Annotated in this window: 13 protein-coding genes; 5 read left to right on the top strand and 8 right to left on the bottom strand. The window is 51.6% G+C overall.

What is annotated here, in order from left to right; all coding sequences use genetic code 11:
* Positions 1-12 precede the first annotated feature (12 nt).
* The 5 genes from pssA to ilvB form a co-directional block, all read right to left on the bottom strand.
* On the bottom strand, positions 13-813 hold the full coding sequence (gene pssA / locus MRJ96_11325) for a CDP-diacylglycerol--serine O-phosphatidyltransferase (protein MDR4502032.1): 801 nt from the start codon (positions 811-813) through the stop codon (positions 13-15).
* Between the two features lie 107 nt (positions 814-920).
* Entirely contained in the window at positions 921-1589 is a 669-nt protein-coding gene (locus MRJ96_11320) for a phosphatidylserine decarboxylase family protein (protein ID MDR4502031.1), read from the bottom strand.
* A 46-nt stretch (positions 1590-1635) separates the two neighbouring features.
* On the bottom strand, positions 1636-2649 hold the full coding sequence (gene ilvC, locus MRJ96_11315) for a ketol-acid reductoisomerase (protein MDR4502030.1): 1014 nt from the start codon (positions 2647-2649) through the stop codon (positions 1636-1638).
* Between the two features lie 280 nt (positions 2650-2929).
* A complete protein-coding gene (gene ilvN / locus MRJ96_11310) occupies positions 2930-3451 on the bottom strand; it encodes an acetolactate synthase small subunit (protein ID MDR4502029.1) in 522 nt (173 codons plus the stop codon).
* 12 nt (positions 3452-3463) lie between these two features.
* Positions 3464-5242, bottom strand: a complete 1779-nt coding sequence (gene ilvB, locus MRJ96_11305) for a biosynthetic-type acetolactate synthase large subunit (protein MDR4502028.1) — start codon at positions 5240-5242, stop codon at positions 3464-3466.
* Positions 5243-5486: 244 nt separating this feature from the next.
* On the opposite strand from ilvB, the gene bioF reads away from it, so the two are divergent.
* Together bioF and MRJ96_11295 are read left to right on the top strand one after the other, a co-directional pair.
* Complete coding sequence (gene bioF / locus MRJ96_11300) at positions 5487-6656, top strand: 8-amino-7-oxononanoate synthase (GenBank protein MDR4502027.1); 1170 nt, start codon at positions 5487-5489, stop codon at positions 6654-6656.
* 61 nt (positions 6657-6717) lie between these two features.
* Positions 6718-8814 (top strand): hypothetical protein, encoded by a 2097-nt coding sequence (locus MRJ96_11295; protein MDR4502026.1) that lies wholly within the window; start codon positions 6718-6720, stop codon positions 8812-8814.
* A gap of 167 nt (positions 8815-8981) precedes the next feature.
* Here the strand turns inward: MRJ96_11295 and MRJ96_11290 are convergent, their stop codons facing one another.
* Entirely contained in the window at positions 8982-9788 is an 807-nt protein-coding gene (locus MRJ96_11290; GenBank protein MDR4502025.1) for a hypothetical protein, read from the bottom strand.
* A gap of 533 nt (positions 9789-10321) precedes the next feature.
* Between MRJ96_11290 and MRJ96_11285 the strand changes: the two genes are divergently transcribed.
* Positions 10322-11365 (top strand): dipeptide epimerase, encoded by a 1044-nt coding sequence (locus tag MRJ96_11285; GenBank protein ID MDR4502024.1) that lies wholly within the window; start codon positions 10322-10324, stop codon positions 11363-11365.
* A 54-nt stretch (positions 11366-11419) separates the two neighbouring features.
* The gene (locus MRJ96_11280; GenBank protein MDR4502023.1) at positions 11420-12172 is read left to right on the top strand and encodes a hypothetical protein; all 753 of its coding nucleotides are present in this window, start codon (positions 11420-11422) and stop codon (positions 12170-12172) included.
* 76 nt (positions 12173-12248) lie between these two features.
* Here MRJ96_11280 and cydB read toward each other — a convergent pair whose 3' ends face one another.
* The gene (gene cydB / locus MRJ96_11275; GenBank protein MDR4502022.1) at positions 12249-13301 is read right to left on the bottom strand and encodes a cytochrome d ubiquinol oxidase subunit II; all 1053 of its coding nucleotides are present in this window, start codon (positions 13299-13301) and stop codon (positions 12249-12251) included.
* A gap of 16 nt (positions 13302-13317) precedes the next feature.
* A complete protein-coding gene (locus MRJ96_11270) occupies positions 13318-14679 on the bottom strand; it encodes a cytochrome ubiquinol oxidase subunit I (protein MDR4502021.1) in 1362 nt (453 codons plus the stop codon).
* A gap of 294 nt (positions 14680-14973) precedes the next feature.
* Here MRJ96_11270 and MRJ96_11265 point away from each other — a divergent pair, with 294 nt between their 5' ends.
* A complete protein-coding gene (locus MRJ96_11265; GenBank protein MDR4502020.1) occupies positions 14974-17052 on the top strand; it encodes a transporter substrate-binding domain-containing protein in 2079 nt (692 codons plus the stop codon).
* The last annotated feature ends 185 nt before the right edge of the window (positions 17053-17237 follow it).

Here is a 17237-nt window from a genome sequence, read left to right as displayed (position 1 = left end):
TCTAGACTCATGTCATGAATCTTTGGAGTCATGGACAGGATCCCTCACAAGAGTGGAATCCTTTCGTTTACCAAACGCGTTCGCCAACGTTTGACATCCTTGCTCAAGAACTCCAGACATTGCATAACCACCAAACAGGACGAGCAACATCAGTTGCGGATAAGCTAAGACAGCCATCAAAATCAGAATCGCATACACCAAATAATTAAAGTGATGACTTTCGCGAAACTGAAGGTCCTTGATGCTGCGATACCGAATGGTACTGACCATCAAAAACGACAGACTCAGACTCATCACGAGACCAACAATGGGTCGAATGCTCTCACTCAGGGCGAACACATGGAGATCAAATATCACGAATGACGCAATGACACCTGCAGCGCCAGGAATCGGAAGTCCGGTAAAGGCCTTACTGTCGCTCACGCTGGACGTCGCCATCACGTTGTACCGGGCTAATCTCAGCGCACCGCAGGCGACAAAGGCAAACATGACCGCCGCCCCGAGCATCGTGGGGGTATTCAAGGCCCATGCGTAGATGATGAGACCAGGCGCCACACCAAAGGAAATCAAATCTCCCAACGAATCGTACTGGAGACCGAATTGGCTTGTACTTTTCATCAAACGGGCCGAAGTCCCATCAAGCGTATCGAAGACGATGGCGACAAAGACCGCGATGGCGGCAGATTGAAAATCCCCATTAAACGCAAACAGAATCGAGGCCAATCCGCTAAAGAGGTTTCCCGTCGTGAGGAGATTTGGGATAAGATATACCCCACGCCGTCTTTTAGGACCTTTTATGAAAGACCCGCGCATCGACATATGCTATACCTCCAGAGGTATGACAGTTTTCAACATGACGCTGAATGGCTGATGCTCAATACTCCTCAACCGAACCCAGGAAGAAACCGATACGATGACCTTCACACCTTCTCGGCCTCACATGCTAGTTCGGCGATGACGGAAGTGCCCCCTTTAACATGTTCTCCAACCTTTACACTGACGTGACTCTCATGGGGAAGATACAAGTCCATTCGGGAGCCAAATCGAATGAGGCCAAACCGTTCGCCCTTCTGCACCTGCTCTCCCGGCAATGCCCAACACACAATGCGTCGAGCGATTAAGCCTGCCACTTGCACACACAAGACCTTTTTGCCGTCTGCGCGACGAATCATCAAGGCGTTCTGTTCATTGTTCACCGAGGCGTCAGGCCTGTCGGCGGGAATGAACTGCCCAGGCTGATACACAACATCCTGCAGAACCCCCCCACATGGAACACGATTAATGTGGACATTAAAGATATTGAGGAAAATGCTGACTCGAATACTGTCGGTTTTTAAAAACCGCGACTCAAATTCCCGTTCAATCGCCACGACCTTCCCATCTCCAGGCGATACGATGAGATCATCCCCCGATGGAATGCTTCGAGCCGGATTTCGGAAAAACCAGGCGCAATAGCCAGCAACCGCCCCCAACGCAAGCGCAGTTCCTCGCCATCCAACGCGACCAGCAACCATCGCCGGAATGGCGGCTCCAAGAACAAAGGGAAGCCCTTCTCGAGCAACCGGTAACCCTGCAGCACGATCAGCCAATCTTCCTACCTCCTATCACACACAAAACGTCGCAAGGCATGAACACTCAATTTTTGTTCTGGTCAACGAGCTGATCCTTTTGTAGCCAGGGCATCATGCCGCGTAAGCGTTGTCCGACTTCTTCGATCGGATGCTCCTCACCTTTTTTCAACAGCGCATGATAGACCGGCCGATTGGCTTGATTTTCGAGCACCCACTCACGGGCAAACCGACCGCTCTGAATCTCGGACAAAATGCGTTTCATGGTTTTTTTCGTTTCACTCGTGATCACCCTGGGCCCCCGCGTAACATCGCCATATTTGGCAGTTGTGCTGATGGAGTAGCGCATGTTGGCGATTCCGCCCTGGTAGATCAAATCCACGATTAATTTTACTTCGTGCAAACATTCGAAGTACGCCATTTCAGGAGAATAGCCGGCTTCCACGAGCGTCTCATATCCGGCCTGAATCAAGGAGGTCAACCCACCGCACAAGACCGCTTGTTCACCGAACAGGTCCGTTTCGGTTTCTTCTCGAAAGTTGGTTTGGATCACTCCTGCCCGCGCTCCGCCAATGGCACTGGCATAGGCCAGCCCCACCTTTGTCGTATCTCCACTGGGATCCTGATGCACGGCCAATAGACAAGGGACCCCGCTGCCTTTTGTGTATTCCGAACGAACGAGATGCCCTGGCCCCTTCGGGGCCACCATAAAGACATTCGTCGTATCGGCCGGTTGAATTTGCCCAAAGTGAATGTTGAACCCATGACCAAAGGCCAAATACGCACCCTTCTTTAAATTTGGGGCAATGTCCTTCTCATAGATCGCAGCTTGCCGCTCATCCGGCGCCAGGACCATCACAACATCGGCATCTTTGACTGCGTCAGCCGTAGGCATGACTTTCAATCCCGCTGATTCAGCTTTTCGCCAGGACGCGCCAGGTCGAACACCGACAACAACCTTCACGCCGCTTTCATGCAAATTTAACGCATGGGCATGACCTTGACTGCCAAACCCCACGATCGTCACCTTTTTTTTCAGAATGTTCTGTCGGTCAACATCTTTTTCATAAAAAATATTCATGACGGACTCCTAAAACGTATGAGTGTGAGAACTTCATCTCCGAAAACGATGAAACCGGAGATCGCGAAACAACTGAGAACAACTTCATTAAAGTTGGCACGAAATTACGACTGCGATTGAAGACGATCATTCCAGCAAGAAAAAGAACCACGGAAGATTGAAGATTTCACGCAGTCATCTGTCGGGCCACTCATTACTTGGTTCTACGTCTAACCTCCATGTCATCACACAGAGCACATGGCCTAGGTCATGCTCATGTATTGAGATGTCGTATGTGTAATTAATTCACTTTGGCAAGCGGCCGAGACTGAGCACTCGACGTGCGTGTCGGTTCTCGTCCAATTGCGATCCGACCAGTTCGAACCAGCTCTTTAATGCCGAGCGGTTGAAGAAGATGGATAATCGCTTGGACCTTTCGAGTATCTCCAGTCACTTCGATCGTGTACGAGGTTGGTGAAGAATCCACGACATTGGCGCGAAAAATATCGGCAATACGCAATGCTTCGGCACGATCTTCCGGCCGGGTGTGAACTTTGATGAGGGCCGTCTCACGTTCTACGTACTCGCTTTCGCTGATATCCACAACTTTGATCACATCAATCAGCTTATTCAATTGCTTCATAATTTGTTCAATAATCCGCTCTTCTCCTGAAGTCACGATCGTCATCATAGAGATAGAGGGATCCAGCGTCGGAGCCACGGATAGGGTTTCAATGTTAAACCCACGCCCGCTGAACAAGCCGGCTACGCGCGAAAGCGCGCCGAATTTATTTTCGATGGTCAGAGAGATAATATGTTCCATGCTTGGTCCGCCTTACGCCGTCAAAACCGTATCTTTGTCTTGACCAGACTTTTTCTTTCCCGTGGGCCGAGGTTTTTTTAAATCCGGAGGATCTTCTAAAATCATCTCATGGTTGCATCCGCCTGCGGGAATCATGGGATAACAATTTTCAAATTGGTACACCGGCACATCAATCACCACCGGTCGATCGGTAATAGACAGCGCCTCTTGAATACCCGCGTCCACTTCACCCACTTTTTCGACGCGAATGCCCGCGGCGCCATAGGCTTCTGCCAATTTGACGAAGTCCGGATGCTGATCGAGGTAGCTTGAAGCATAACGGCCTTCATAGAACAGATCCTGCCATTGCCGGACCATACCGTGGAATCGATTATTAATCACGAATATTTTCACCGGCAATTTCGAAATCACCGCTGTCGCGAGTTCCTGCGTATTCATCTGAAAACTACCGTCTCCGGCAATACAGACCACTAAACGGTTCCGATCGATGGCTTGAGCCCCCATCGCCGCCGGAAAGCCGAAGCCCATCGTACCCAGTCCCCCTGAGGTCAACCAGGTTCGTGGGTTGGCAAGTTTAAAAAATTGCGCCGTCCACATTTGATGCTGTCCGACGTCCGTGGACACGATCGGATCTCGACCTTCTGTCAATTTATAGACTCGTTCGATCAGGTATTGCGGTTTAATCTGCCCTTCAGGGTCTTGATCGTAGTGCAAAGGATGTTCAGTCTGCCACGCCTGAAGCTGATCCCACCAAGGCTTCCGTCGCTCTTTTTGATTTCCATTGACCGTCGCACGAAGAATATTATTGAGTTCTAGCAACACGCGTTTACAATCACCGACGATCGGAATGTCCACATGAACATTCTTACGAATAGACGTGGGGTCGATATCAATATGGATGACCTTGGCCTGCGGGCAAAACTCCGAAACCTTGCCCGTTACCCGATCATCAAATCGAGCGCCAACGGCAATCACCAAGTCCGAATAATGCATCGCCATATTGGCGACATACGTGCCATGCATGCCTAACATGCCGAGGGAGAGAGGATGATTGCCAGGGAAACTCCCCAAAGCCATCAACGTCATGTCCACGGGAATTTGCGTCATCTCGGCTAATTCCAATAGCTCTTTGGAGGCACCAGAGAACAACACTCCACCACCAACGTATAGAATCGGCCGCTTCGACTTACTGATAGCTTCGGCCGCTTGCTTAATTTTCCACTTACTGCCTTCATAGGTAGGGTTGTACCCGCGAATCGCGACGGAATCTGGATACTTGAATTCAGCTTTATCCATCGAAATATCTTTGGGAATATCGACCAATACGGGCCCTGGACGACCGGTCGTGGCCAAATAGAACGCTTCTTTGATCGTCGACGCTAAATCATTCACATCCTTGACGAGAAAGTTGTACTTCGTGCAAGGACGACTCAGCCCAATATTGTCAGCTTCCTGAAACGCATCATTGCCGATCAACGCCGTGGGGACTTGACCAGAAAAAGCCACCATGGGCACCGAATCCATGTACGCGTCAGCTAATGCCGTAATCACATTGGTCATGCCGGGGCCTGAGGTGATCAGACAAACGCCGGCTTTCCCCATAGCCTTGGCATAGCCTTCCGCCATATGCCCTGCGCCCTGTTCATGACGCGTGAGGATCACTTCAATATCATTCTGTTGGTGCAAGACATCAAAGATCTTGAGGACCACTCCACCCGGTAACGCAAAAATGGTTTTGACGCCTTCGCGTTTTAATGACTCAAGAAAGATTTCTGCACCTGTCAGTTGCATGATAACTCACCCTCTGTTAAGGACTTTCAAGAAAGTCCTTCCATGGTTATGGTTAGAGTCCACTCCTAAAAGGAAGGTAGACCGTAATCAACGAATTTCAATGTATTTTTCAGCAGTTAGTTAAGGTTCCATGATATTCTTACTCAGCTTGGCAAGTCAACAATGATTCTAGCACGGAATGCCTGACCGACCAACATCGACCGACAATGTCAACTGTCGGTAAACGCCAATATATCTTCCCGCCATGTTTAATGAGCAACTCTTAGCGCTGGAAAACAAACATCTGCGACGAACGCTCAAGACGGTCACATCTGCCGCAGGACCGGTCATAAACTTCGAAGGCCGATCCGTGATTCAATTCGGTTCCAATAATTACTTAGGACTAGCCAATCATCCACGTGTAAAAGAAGCCGCGATTCATGGTATCCAGGAATATGGTGTAGGGGCCGGGGCTGCCCGGTTGCTTGCTGGAACTCAGCCACCACATCAATTGTTGGAATCGGACCTGGCGCAGTTTAAAACCACCGAATCGGCCCTGATGTATGGAACGGGATACAGTGCCAGCATCGGAACCATCCCCGCCCTAGCCGGTGCAGATGATCTGATCCTCGTTGACCGGCTCTGCCATGCGAGCCTTCTGGACGGATGCCGGATCAGCCGGGCGACATTCCGCATCTTCCATCACAATGACGCCAACCACCTTGAGCAATTACTAAGCAAGCGAACCGGATGTCGAAAAACTCTGATCGTGACTGAAGGGGTGTTCAGCATGGATGGAGATGTGGCACCGCTTCCTGACATCATCTGGCTTGCAACACAGTTCGGAGCCAACCTGCTCATCGACGATGCACACGGGACCGGAGTGATGGGACATACTGGGCGAGGAACTCTCGAACATTTTCGTATCCCCTCTGATACTGAGGCGCTTTTTCAAATGGGAACGCTGAGCAAAGCCCTCGGGACCGTCGGTGGATTCGTAGCCGGACCACGGTCATTCATTGAATATCTGATCAACACGAGCCGTTCGTTCATCTATACCACCGCCCCACCTGCCTCGATGGCAGCCGCCGCACGGGTCGCGATACAGATCGTTCAAACAGAGCCCGGTCGCCGCGCTCGCCTCTGGCAGAACCGCAATCAATTGCATGAGGGCCTCAAAGCGATGGGGTTTCATCTTACGAATACCGAGACCCCTATTCTTCCCATTATCCTGCGCGACCCTGAACTTGCGACCGCTTTCAGCGCCAATCTCCTCAAACGTGGCCTCTACGCACCGGCTATCCGCCCTCCGACTGTGCCTAAAGGTACCAGCCGCCTTCGCTTGACCGTCACCTCGGAACATTCCACCGAACACATCAACGCGGCGCTATCCGCATTCGCAACCGTCAAAAAGGAACTCAATGTCATGACATGATACAATTTCAGAATCGCATAGAATCAGCCATTCTTTCACGTTATGTAAGGGGAGAGCACTCATGTCATCGCGAACGTTTCCGGCCCTCTTTGTCGCGTTTTTGCTCCTACCGTCTCTAGCCTATGCTGAGCAGACAAGTGAGCCTGATCCAGACTCGCTCGCGATTTCAAAGATTGTTCTGTACACGAGTGGGGTAGGATATTTTCAGCATGACGGCACGGTACTGAATAACGCAGAGGTCTTACTCCCGATTCGTAGCGCTGAAATCAACGACCTGCTCAAAAGTCTGGTCGTTCAAGATTTTGATGGCGGCACGGTACCTTCGATTCACTATCAATCACGCGATCCTCTCTCAAAGACACTCAGCTCCTTGAGCCCGGACCTCTCCAGGCATCCAACGCTCGGAGAATTGCTCACACAATTACGGGGAGAACCTGTCCAGCTTTCCACTCCAACCCCCATCACGGGAAGCATCGTCGGCGTCGAGAAAAAATCAGAATGGCAGAATACCGGAGCGACTCAGCAACGCATTGACGCGGAATACCTGAATATCTTCACGAATGGAAAGCTGCGGTCAGTTCCTTTGGCCCAGGTTCAAGACATCCACATCTTGAACCATACCCTTAACAAGGAACTTCAACAGGCGTTGGCTGTTCTGGCACGAAGTCACGATCACCAGAGAAAAACCGTGGTCATCTCTTTTCGTGGAGAAGGCAACCGGCGAGTTCGTCTTGCCTATCTTCGAGAAACCCCGACATGGAAAACATCGTATCGGTTGGTCCTACACGATCAAGAGGCCCCATTTCTACAAGGCTGGGGCATCGTCGATAACACAACTGATCATGACTGGAACCAGGTACAGCTTTCATTGGTCTCTGGACGTCCTATCTCCTTTATCATGGATCTGCACCAACCTCTCTACAGCCCTCGACCACTAGTCCGCCAGGAATTACATGCCTCGCTCAGCCCCCAAACCCATAGTGATCGACTTGATTCAACAGCCGAAGCGCTCCAGGATGAGTCAGACACCGCAATAAGAGGGCAAGCAAAGGCTCAACGGTTCGCCAAGAATCAATCCCTCTCCAGAGCGGAAAAAAAAGCATTGGCCTTTGCGGCTTCACCCCCTGCCCCGGGAGAGTCGTTCGACGACAGCGAGATGGATCTCCGTGAAGGTGTGCAAGCGCAGGCCCAAGGCCAAGAAACTGGAGAGCTATTTGCTTACACGATTCAAACACCGATTAGCATCCCAAGACATGGATCGGCCATGCTACCGATCCTCAGCCAAGCGGTCGAAGGAGAAAAACTCTCGCTGTACAATGCCCAAACTCATGCATCCCATCCGTTACACGTATTCAGGCTCAACAATACGACTGACGTCTCGTTAATGCAGGGCCCCATCACCGTCTTCGATGACAATGCCTACGCCGGAGATGCGCAGATAAAAGACCTGCCCCCCGGTCAAGATCGGCTCATTAGCTACGCATTAGACCTCAATACCGAAGTCCATCGGAAACCTGCCCCCCATCAACACGACCACATCTCGGTTCTCCTGCGAAAAGGTGTGCTCATTGCGACGAAAAAGGCCATACGCGCGACGACGTATACGGTGAAAAATCGGAGCCGACGCCAAAAGAATGTGCTCATAGAGCATCCCTATGCACCTGACTGGAAACTCGTGAACACGAAAGCACCGAGTGAGCAAACCAGAGCCGTCTATCGTTTTGCCATGACCGTTGCCCCTCAAAAATCCGAGTCATTGACGATTCAAGAAGGCAAGCCTGTCGAAGAGCGGGTCAGCTTACTCACGTCCGCTGACAACACCATCGGGCTCTACCTTCAAGCCAAACAGATCAATCCGGAGGTCAAAGCGGCGCTTGAGCATGTAGTCAAATTACGCCTGGAACTCTCCCAAACCCGCGAAGCACTCCGCAAACTCGAAACGAGAACAGCTCACATCGCCAAGGATCAACAGCGAATCCGCGAGAACATGCACCGTCTCACCCAACAAAGCCAGCTCTATTCCCGCTACGTCAAAAAACTGCATGCCCAAGAGACCGAGCTTGAAACCATTCAAAACGACATTGATACCCTGCTCAAACAAGAAACCGAACAAACACACGCGCTCGAGGCATACGTCATGGGATTAGAAATTGGCTAGCATTCATCGCTCACTGACGGCAGTCCGGACGGCTATTTCATGGCATATCGATTCCTCCCGCTCCATTGAGCGCATTAGTTCCTCCATAGTCTATGGAGGTTTACACAACGTGCCTATCCCAAAGTCTAGTGGACGACAATTACGACACGACAATACATCATGAAATATCATCCCCAGACGTCTCCGAACGTCATAGGACTTTTGTTGGGATCTTCCAGGAGCGTTCTCTGAATGCCCGGAAGTTGGGAAACGGAAAGTGCGTGACAGTGCAGACTTTCCGTTAATTGAAAAATGCGACTTAACATTGCATCGCATGAGCGACATGTAGCGCCTTCGCCGCCATGGGCCAGAAAATGTCTATTCAAAAACTCAGCCAGCCGTAGGCCTGGCAATCTAGGCATACGAGTGTCATCTTGAGGAAAGCACGCTTTGAGAACGCCTTCCAGCTCGAAAACCCGCACGCAATGATTGAGGATTTCTTCTTGCGTAAGCGACGGCGTTACCCGTCCTTTCGCCGGAATTTCAAGGATGGAAACTGGAGTGTCTTTCTGGCCGTCACACCCGGGCGAAAGAAAAATTCGTGTATTGCCGGCATAGAACAAAGCGGAAAATATTTTGCCATGTTCAGATTGAACGTTTGACACTATCCCCACTTCGTATTGTTTCGGAATTGAAAAAATCCCTTCAGTTGTATTCATGTGCTCAAACTGAATTTGATCGAGCAAGGTCACCCAGACTTCCACTTCTACATCATCAGCTGGAATCAATTGGGCATAGGCATAACCTGAACGACTGAGAAATTTATAGACCGTATCCCACCCCTTGAGCCTGCCTTTCAAGACCGGCACGACACGACTCTCGATGGAACGGAATTTAAAAGCCAATTGCCCCGGACAAGGATTCGTCCCATAGGCCAGCACGGGAATGCGTTGTTCCAGCAACGCCACTCCCCGTTTCCGCAAGAACTGATTCACATTCTTTATTCCCTCGAATGAAACAAAGGAGATGTCATCAATGCCTTTGCCCAGATCCTTTAAGGGGAAGATATGCTCGGCTCCATCAAATAGATACGAACCGGGAGGCCGCCGCCCAGGATGAACCAGAGGATTTTCGCGTGGAGATGGGAAATCGCCTAATATATATGACATTCCACCGTATGTTTGCGCTAAAAACAGCTCTTAACCATTGAGGGCTGCGCAATAGCCGCGAGCGAGGCCAGAGGCTAGATTCATTCTCAATCACTCGTCAACCATGTGGTCATAGCCGTTTCACATAACATTCGCCTGATTGCGTTTGTAAGGTCACAAAGAGCGAGTTGATTCTTATCCACTGGAACGTATTTGGATTCGCTATAATGGTCGAAACAAGACCAGAGGAAGGCACGATAGAAATAACACGTCCGTTCTGAAACATGTCGGTAAACATAAAGGTGACACCGCAATTGAGTTCAGGCAAAACTTCGGCAGGAAAAATCGCAACAGTGGACGTTTGGCCAGTGAGTGTTCCCATGACTGAACCGTTCACGATTTCTCAGGGGGATATACTCGAAGCTAAAAACCTCTTTATCCGAGTCACACTGGAGTCTGGTGTTTGCGGATACGGGGAAATAGCCCCGTTTCCCGAACTCATGGGGGAAACACAAGAAAGCTGTTTAACCGCGGCAACCGGCATGTTAGGTGAACTCATCGGGTTAGACGTCAACGAGTATCGAGCCATCTCGGATCGACTGGCCGTGCCACTCGGCCATCATCCCGCGATTCGCTGTGGAGTTGAGACAGCGATTGTGGACGCCTTGGCGCGCGAGAAGGGCATTCCTCTATGGAAACTGTGGGGGGAAGCTTCAGTCAAAGTCCATGAGACTGACATCACAATCCCCATACGAAACACCCCTGAAACCGTTCAAGCGATTCAGCAATGGCATCGACAAGGTTTTCGTATATTTAAGCTGAAAGTCGGCGCTCGACTGGAAGACGATCTTCATACTCTCTCCGTTGTCGATACATTGTCTACCGACATTTCGTTCATCATCGACGCCAATCAAGGCTACACCGTCGAGGAAGCGCTCCTCATCGCCAAGAAACTTGAGGGTTTCAAGTCGGCAATCCGTGCGTTTGAACAACCGGTCAACCGGCACGACCTTGACGGTATGTCGATGATAACAGCCAACACCTCTATTCCGATCGCCGCCGATGAATCGGTCTTTACCCTCGAAGACGCTCAACGCGTCATTCAGGAAAAAGCCGCCGATATAATCAACCTCAAAATTACCAAGAGCGGTTTATTCTCCACGATTGACATTGCCGCGTTGTGTCAGGCCAACCACATGCCTCTCATGATCGGCGGCATGATTGAAACGCGGCTTGCGATGGGCTGCTCTTTTTCTCTGGTACTTGGGTTAGGTGGCATCTCGCTGCTGGACCTGGATACCCCGTTGCTCATGACCCAAGATCCCTTGTCAGGCGACGGGTATCGTTATGATGGGCCGCAACTATTCCCATGGAATTCCCCGGGGCTGGGGTTTGTTCCGGTTGAAAAACCCGACCGGCCATGAAAAATGCCGGAGTCATGCCAACGATTTGTCTGCATATATAGTGAGGTAAAATATATGAGCCGCCATCAGCCTTCGAGAAATCACGTATCAGGTGTTCTGGCTTTATTATGTCTGCTCTTCCTTGGATTTCCAATCGTATCTGAATCCTCTCCTCTTTCGCCTCAGACCACGCTCACGGACAGAGACCGCCAGAGCATAGAAGCGTTGATATTTGGGACTGGACCACTGGGGGCTGGAGCCTGCCCAGCCTATCACCGATGGGCTGGATTTCCTCGAGGCAGCCATATCGATGTTCTGTTGGCGAAAGGCGTCGCGAAAGATAAACGCCTCCAGATTCGGTCTACGCTCGAGCAAGTCTCACAGGCCACGCATGGAGCTATTTCGGTCTCCATTCATGAGACGAATGAGTCAGAGCCATCTTCACAGGACTTTCAGGTGGCATCCATGACTCATGATGATCCGACCAAGTTTGGCTGCATGACAAAAGTCGGGTGTACGCATCATGAGTGGAAGGAACCGGGAGTCTTGAAGGCCAGCCGGGCGGTACAACCGAAGAATCAAACTCCACAAGCCTACGCCCACGACGTGGTTGGCCATGGCATCTTAGGCATGTGCCACATTCGCGCCCAAGCAATCGGCGGGGCCGGGCAGTCGTTAATGAGTGGGGGGCCGGGAGTCTATTCCGGTCAGAGTAGCGGGCTCTTAACAGAGTTAGACATCCATGTCTTACGGATGGTCTACGCATCTCAATTATCGCCTGGCGCGACTCGCCAAGATTTCATTCGAACAGGTCTGATCAATCCATGAGCCATGAGCATGGAACGCGATCTTGACGTGGCTACCCCTTCTCACTCATCAAACCACTCCATAGGAATAAGATGGCTCAATATCCATCCGTTCCCTCGACACTCGAACGTGTAACCCTCCCCCAAAAAGACCGGTATGCGTAAAAGGTATAGAGTAGCACGAGCGGAAAACCGATACTGAACCACACCAGTCCCACTCGTAACCCGTAATCGGAAGCTGCCGAATTGTAGATGGTGAGGCTCAGGGCTGGATCTGTCGTCGAAATCAACAAATTGGGGTAATAGGCCCACCCCGTGACGCCCAGTCCGGTCAGAATAAAGACACAGGATGACACCGCAGCTCCAGTGCTCTTTCCCATGCGAGAACATGCCACCATGGCCATCAAGGACGCGGTGGAGGCGATCGGCAGAACATACCCGACCGGATAGCGAGAAAAATTTTCCCAAAAAGCCGGGTGGAGAGACGAAAGAATGAACAGGTTCACGAGAACAAGTGGAAAAACAGCCCAGCTTCCCGCTTTGGCAAATTGCCAACTCCGCTGAAAGACTGCGCCTTCCGTTTTCATCATGAGAAAATAGGCCCCATGAAGTGCGAGCAGAGCGACTCCCAGTAAACCCGTAAAGAGCGTGTACACATCGAGAATCCCCGGATCAGGCCCTGGCAGAAATGTCGTCCAGAAGGGGGTAAAAAAGTACCCGTCGGCATTGAGCGGGACACCGCGAATCAAATTGCCCACAGCCACGCCGAAGACAAAGGCGAGCATGACGCTGGCGCCCGAAAACGTCACATCCCATATTTGAGTCCAGACAGGATGATTAAAGTGCGAACGCAGTTCAATCGCTAACCCCCGCAACATGAGAAGCCACAAGACGAGGATAAGAGCCAAATAAAAACCGCTGAACCCGGATGCATAGGCTCTGGGAAAGGCAAAAAACGACAACCCTCCACCCAGGATCAGCCAAACCTCGTTCCCATTCCACACCGGTCCGATCGCTCGTAACGCGATACGACGTTCGATATCGGTCCTGGCAACCGCGAAATACAGGATCCCGACGCCAAAATCTAAACCGTCCAAGACGATATAGACCGTGAATACCAAGGCGACCACGGCAAACCAAAACGTTTCCATCCTGACAGGGCCTCCCTTAACGCGAGGACTCGTTCGCCAAATTCTCTTCGGATCCGGACTGAGCCCCGGGACCATGATTGATCGTCGCGACAAACAACAGGATAAACAGGATACCGAGAAGAAAGTACATACCGACAAACCCGATAAACGTAAACAACGCGTTACCCGAATGGACCAAAGGGGAAATACCTTCCGAAGTCCGGAGTAACCCATGGACCAGCCAAGGCTGGCGCCCCAGTTCAGCCGTCATCCATCCCGCTGTCGTGGCGATATACGGAAACGGCGAAATCAATAGAATGGCCCATAACGCGATTTTGGTGCGAAACAGCATTCCTTTCCATAACAACAAGAAGGCGAGCGACATCGTGCCCAGAAAAATCGTCCCAAGCCCCGCCATAATGTGATAGCTGTAATACAGGAGCGGAATATTATCCGGCCATTCATCCCGGGGGAAGGCATCCAACCCTTTCACCTCGGCCCACAATTCGTCATAGACCAAAATACTGAGGCCCCAGGGAACCTCTATTGGATTGTCGATCGTCATAGTTTCCATGTTCGGCTGTCCAATCAGCGTCATAGGGGCTCCCCGTTCCGATTGAAACAATCCTTCCATGGCGGCACCAGTCACCGGTTGATATTTAAAGACGTGTTTCGCGTTTTCGTGGCCGGTGGGAAAGACCAGAAGCAGACTGGCGATCGCGGCTGCGGTGATACCTGTACGAACAAACGTGCGTGCATATTCCACATGCTGGTTAGACAGAAGATAAAAGGCACCGACTCCGGCCATGACAAACGAACCGGTAGCAACCGCCGCCGACATGTTATGGGCATATTGCCAGACGAGCCATGGGTTGGTCAGCACTCCCGACAAACTGCTTACCTGAAACAAGCCTTGCTCGGTGAGGGTGTAGGCTACAGGATGCTGCATCCATGCATTGGTCGCAATGATGAAATAGCCCGAAAGCCAGGAGCCCAAGAACAACAGCACGGAGGCCATCCAATGCACAAACGCGCCAAGTTTCTTCTCGCCGAATAACAACACTCCGAGAAACGACGACTCCAGAAAGAACGCAAACAGCCCTTCCATCGCCAGCGTTTGACCGATCACCCCCCCCGTGAGCTCAGAAAACCTCGCCCAATTCGTCCCGAACTGAAATTCCATGGGAATGCCGGTTACCACGCCGAACGCATAATTCAACGCGAAGACTTTGATCCAAAATCGAGCGGCTTCATTGTAATGCTCGGCTTGGGTCCACCAGGCTCGAGACTTCAGATAGACGATCAACAGGGCCAGCCCCATCGTCAATTGAGGAAAGAGATAATGAAAGATGAGGGTAAACCCAAACTGCAATCGGTCGTATACGAGCGCGTCTTCCATTCACTCCTCCAAGAAGGAAGGTAGAAGCAGAACGCCGAACACAGGTAACGGCCGGGTGGCCAGTCGGCAGAATTAATAGGACGGTTCCACGCGCATGCTATCCTTTAAGCCAAAATTCGTCAACAAAAAATTTAAACTGAGTCGCAACGCTCGAAAACGTACAATGGGGTGGCTGTCGAGCAGGACGGATTTTTCTTTTGACCGGCTCTCCCGGTACACTGCACTATGCACGCGTTCCAGCCATTCATGTCCAGGTGCCTCGCTCGTGTTGCCACCGTACCGCGCATGTGCTGCGTGATCGTTTTACTGCTGTGTTGCGGGTGCGGATCAGCGGACGATGCTTCAAGCTCATCTCCCACGACAGCTTCCACAAGTCCAGTTTCAACATACCGGGAAGCGGGCGACCTTCATGATATCCTCTCACACGGACGCATCCGGGTCCTCAGCCCTCCGCTGGCATCCGTGGAGCATCTTCCTCGCCAAGGCACCCCTCATCACATCGAAAATCAATTGCTCGACGAACTGGCAGGAGCGTTGCACACACAGGTGCACCGCGTTCAGGTTGACCATTTTCATGATTTGATCCCAGCCCTATTGGACGGGCGGGGCGATATGATCGCCGCTCATTTCACGATCACCCCCGAACGTCAAGAACAGATTGACTTTACCGTTCCCGTGGCGATCGTCCGTGAACAACTCATCACACGAAAGACCGACACCGGCGTGAACAATCCCGCAGACCTAAAAGGCCGGACGATTGTGGCGCGAAAGTCATCGGCATTTTGGCAAACCGCTCAACGACTCAAAAAACAGCATCCGGGAATTGCCATCAAAGAAGCCCCCGATCACCTGGACACGGAACAAGTGTTAGATGGTGTCGCCCGCGGGCTCTACGATGTTTCGATCGCCGACAACGACCTGATGCAGGCCATGCTGACATACAGATCCGACCTGCGCGCGGCCTTTGATCTCACTGGAGACAGAGCGGTCGCCTGGGGCGTTCGCCCTCATTCAACGGCGTTATTGGAAAGACTCAACACCTTCCTGTCGACGGCCAAGTTGGCACAGTCACGTCCAACCCTATACACAGGGGATCTCGGAGCCATCAAACAACATCGCGTGCTCCGCGTCTTGACCCGAAACAACCCAGCCACCTACTTTTTGTGGCGGGGCGAGCTCCTGGGGTTTGAATACGAACTGAGCCGTCATTTTGCGCAAGCCCACAAGCTGCGCGTGGAAATGGTCGTTCCTCCACGCAGGGAGGACCTGATTCCCTGGTTGATCGAGGGAAAGGGCGATATCGTCGCGGCTTCCATGACGATCACACCCGAACGAAAGTCGAAAGGAGTCACGTTCTCACGGCCTTACTTTAAAAGCTCTGAAATCGTCGTAACGCGGGCAGAGGAGCCGGAAAGCAAGCTCCAATCGACTCAAGACCTGGCAGGCCGTACGGTGGCGATTCGACGGAGCAGTTCCTACTGGCCGACGATCAAAGCCTTACAAAAACAGGGCATCGACGTAAAACTGGAGGAAGTGCCGGAAGAACTGGAAACTGAGGAAATCATCTCCCGTCTCGCGAAGGGGAAGTATGACCTCACGGTCGCCGACAGCCATCTTTTAGACATTGAACTGACTTGGCGGGAGGATATTCGCGCCGCTTTCCCTCTGGGCGAACCCAGACCGCATGGGTGGGTTATTCGAGACTCAAACCCCGAACTCTTGAAAGCCGTCAACGCGTTCCTGAAAAAAACGTATCGCGGTGTGTTCTACAACCTTACCGTGCAGAAGTATTTTGAGAACAAACGAGACATCCGCCTTCACGTGGAACATCGGGCCAGCCGAACCGGAGAACTCTCACCCTACGATGAAATCGTTAAGCCATATGCCAAACAATACGAATTTGACTGGCGAATGATCGTGGCGCAGATGTATCAGGAAAGCCGGTTTAATCCCGATGCCCGTTCCTGGGCTGGGGCCGTGGGGCTCATGCAGGTCTTGCCTCAAACGGCCAAGAGTCTGGGATTTCCAGACATCCGTTCACCCAAGGAGGGCATCCATGCAGGCGTGAAGTATTTGAACTGGGTCCGTGATCGCTTCGAACCGGAACTGTCGGTCAAAGACCGGATGTGGTTTACCCTCGCCGCGTATAATGTCGGGCATGGTCATGTGTTGGATGCCCGGCGTGTGGCCCGCCAGGAAGGATTGAACCCCAATCGATGGTTCGGCAACGTCGAACATGCCATTCGCCTGTTGTCGAAACGGAAATATGCGCGAAAGGCCCGTCACGGTTACTGCCGGTGTTCAGAGCCCGTGAAATACGTGCGGGAAATCAAACAACGTTACGAAGCCTACGTGCAGGTGACAGGGCGTTAACACAAGATTCGTGCATATTCTTTTTGATAAAACGTCTATCAGGCGATCAAACCCTATTCCTGTCTTTCAAATTATTTCACCCCGTAAACAACGTTTTTCTTGCATAAAATCAGACCTGTCCTTGATTGCGTCTCTAGGCTTTACAATTTCCCGTTATTTCTCCTCAAAACAGGACGTGCTATAAT

The sequence above is a fragment of the Nitrospirales bacterium genome, assembly GCA_031315865.1.
GTDB lineage: Bacteria > Nitrospirota > Nitrospiria > Nitrospirales > UBA8639 > JAGQKC01.
Note: the sequence above shows the minus strand (reverse complement) of the source record. Positions and strands in the feature narration are given on the sequence as shown.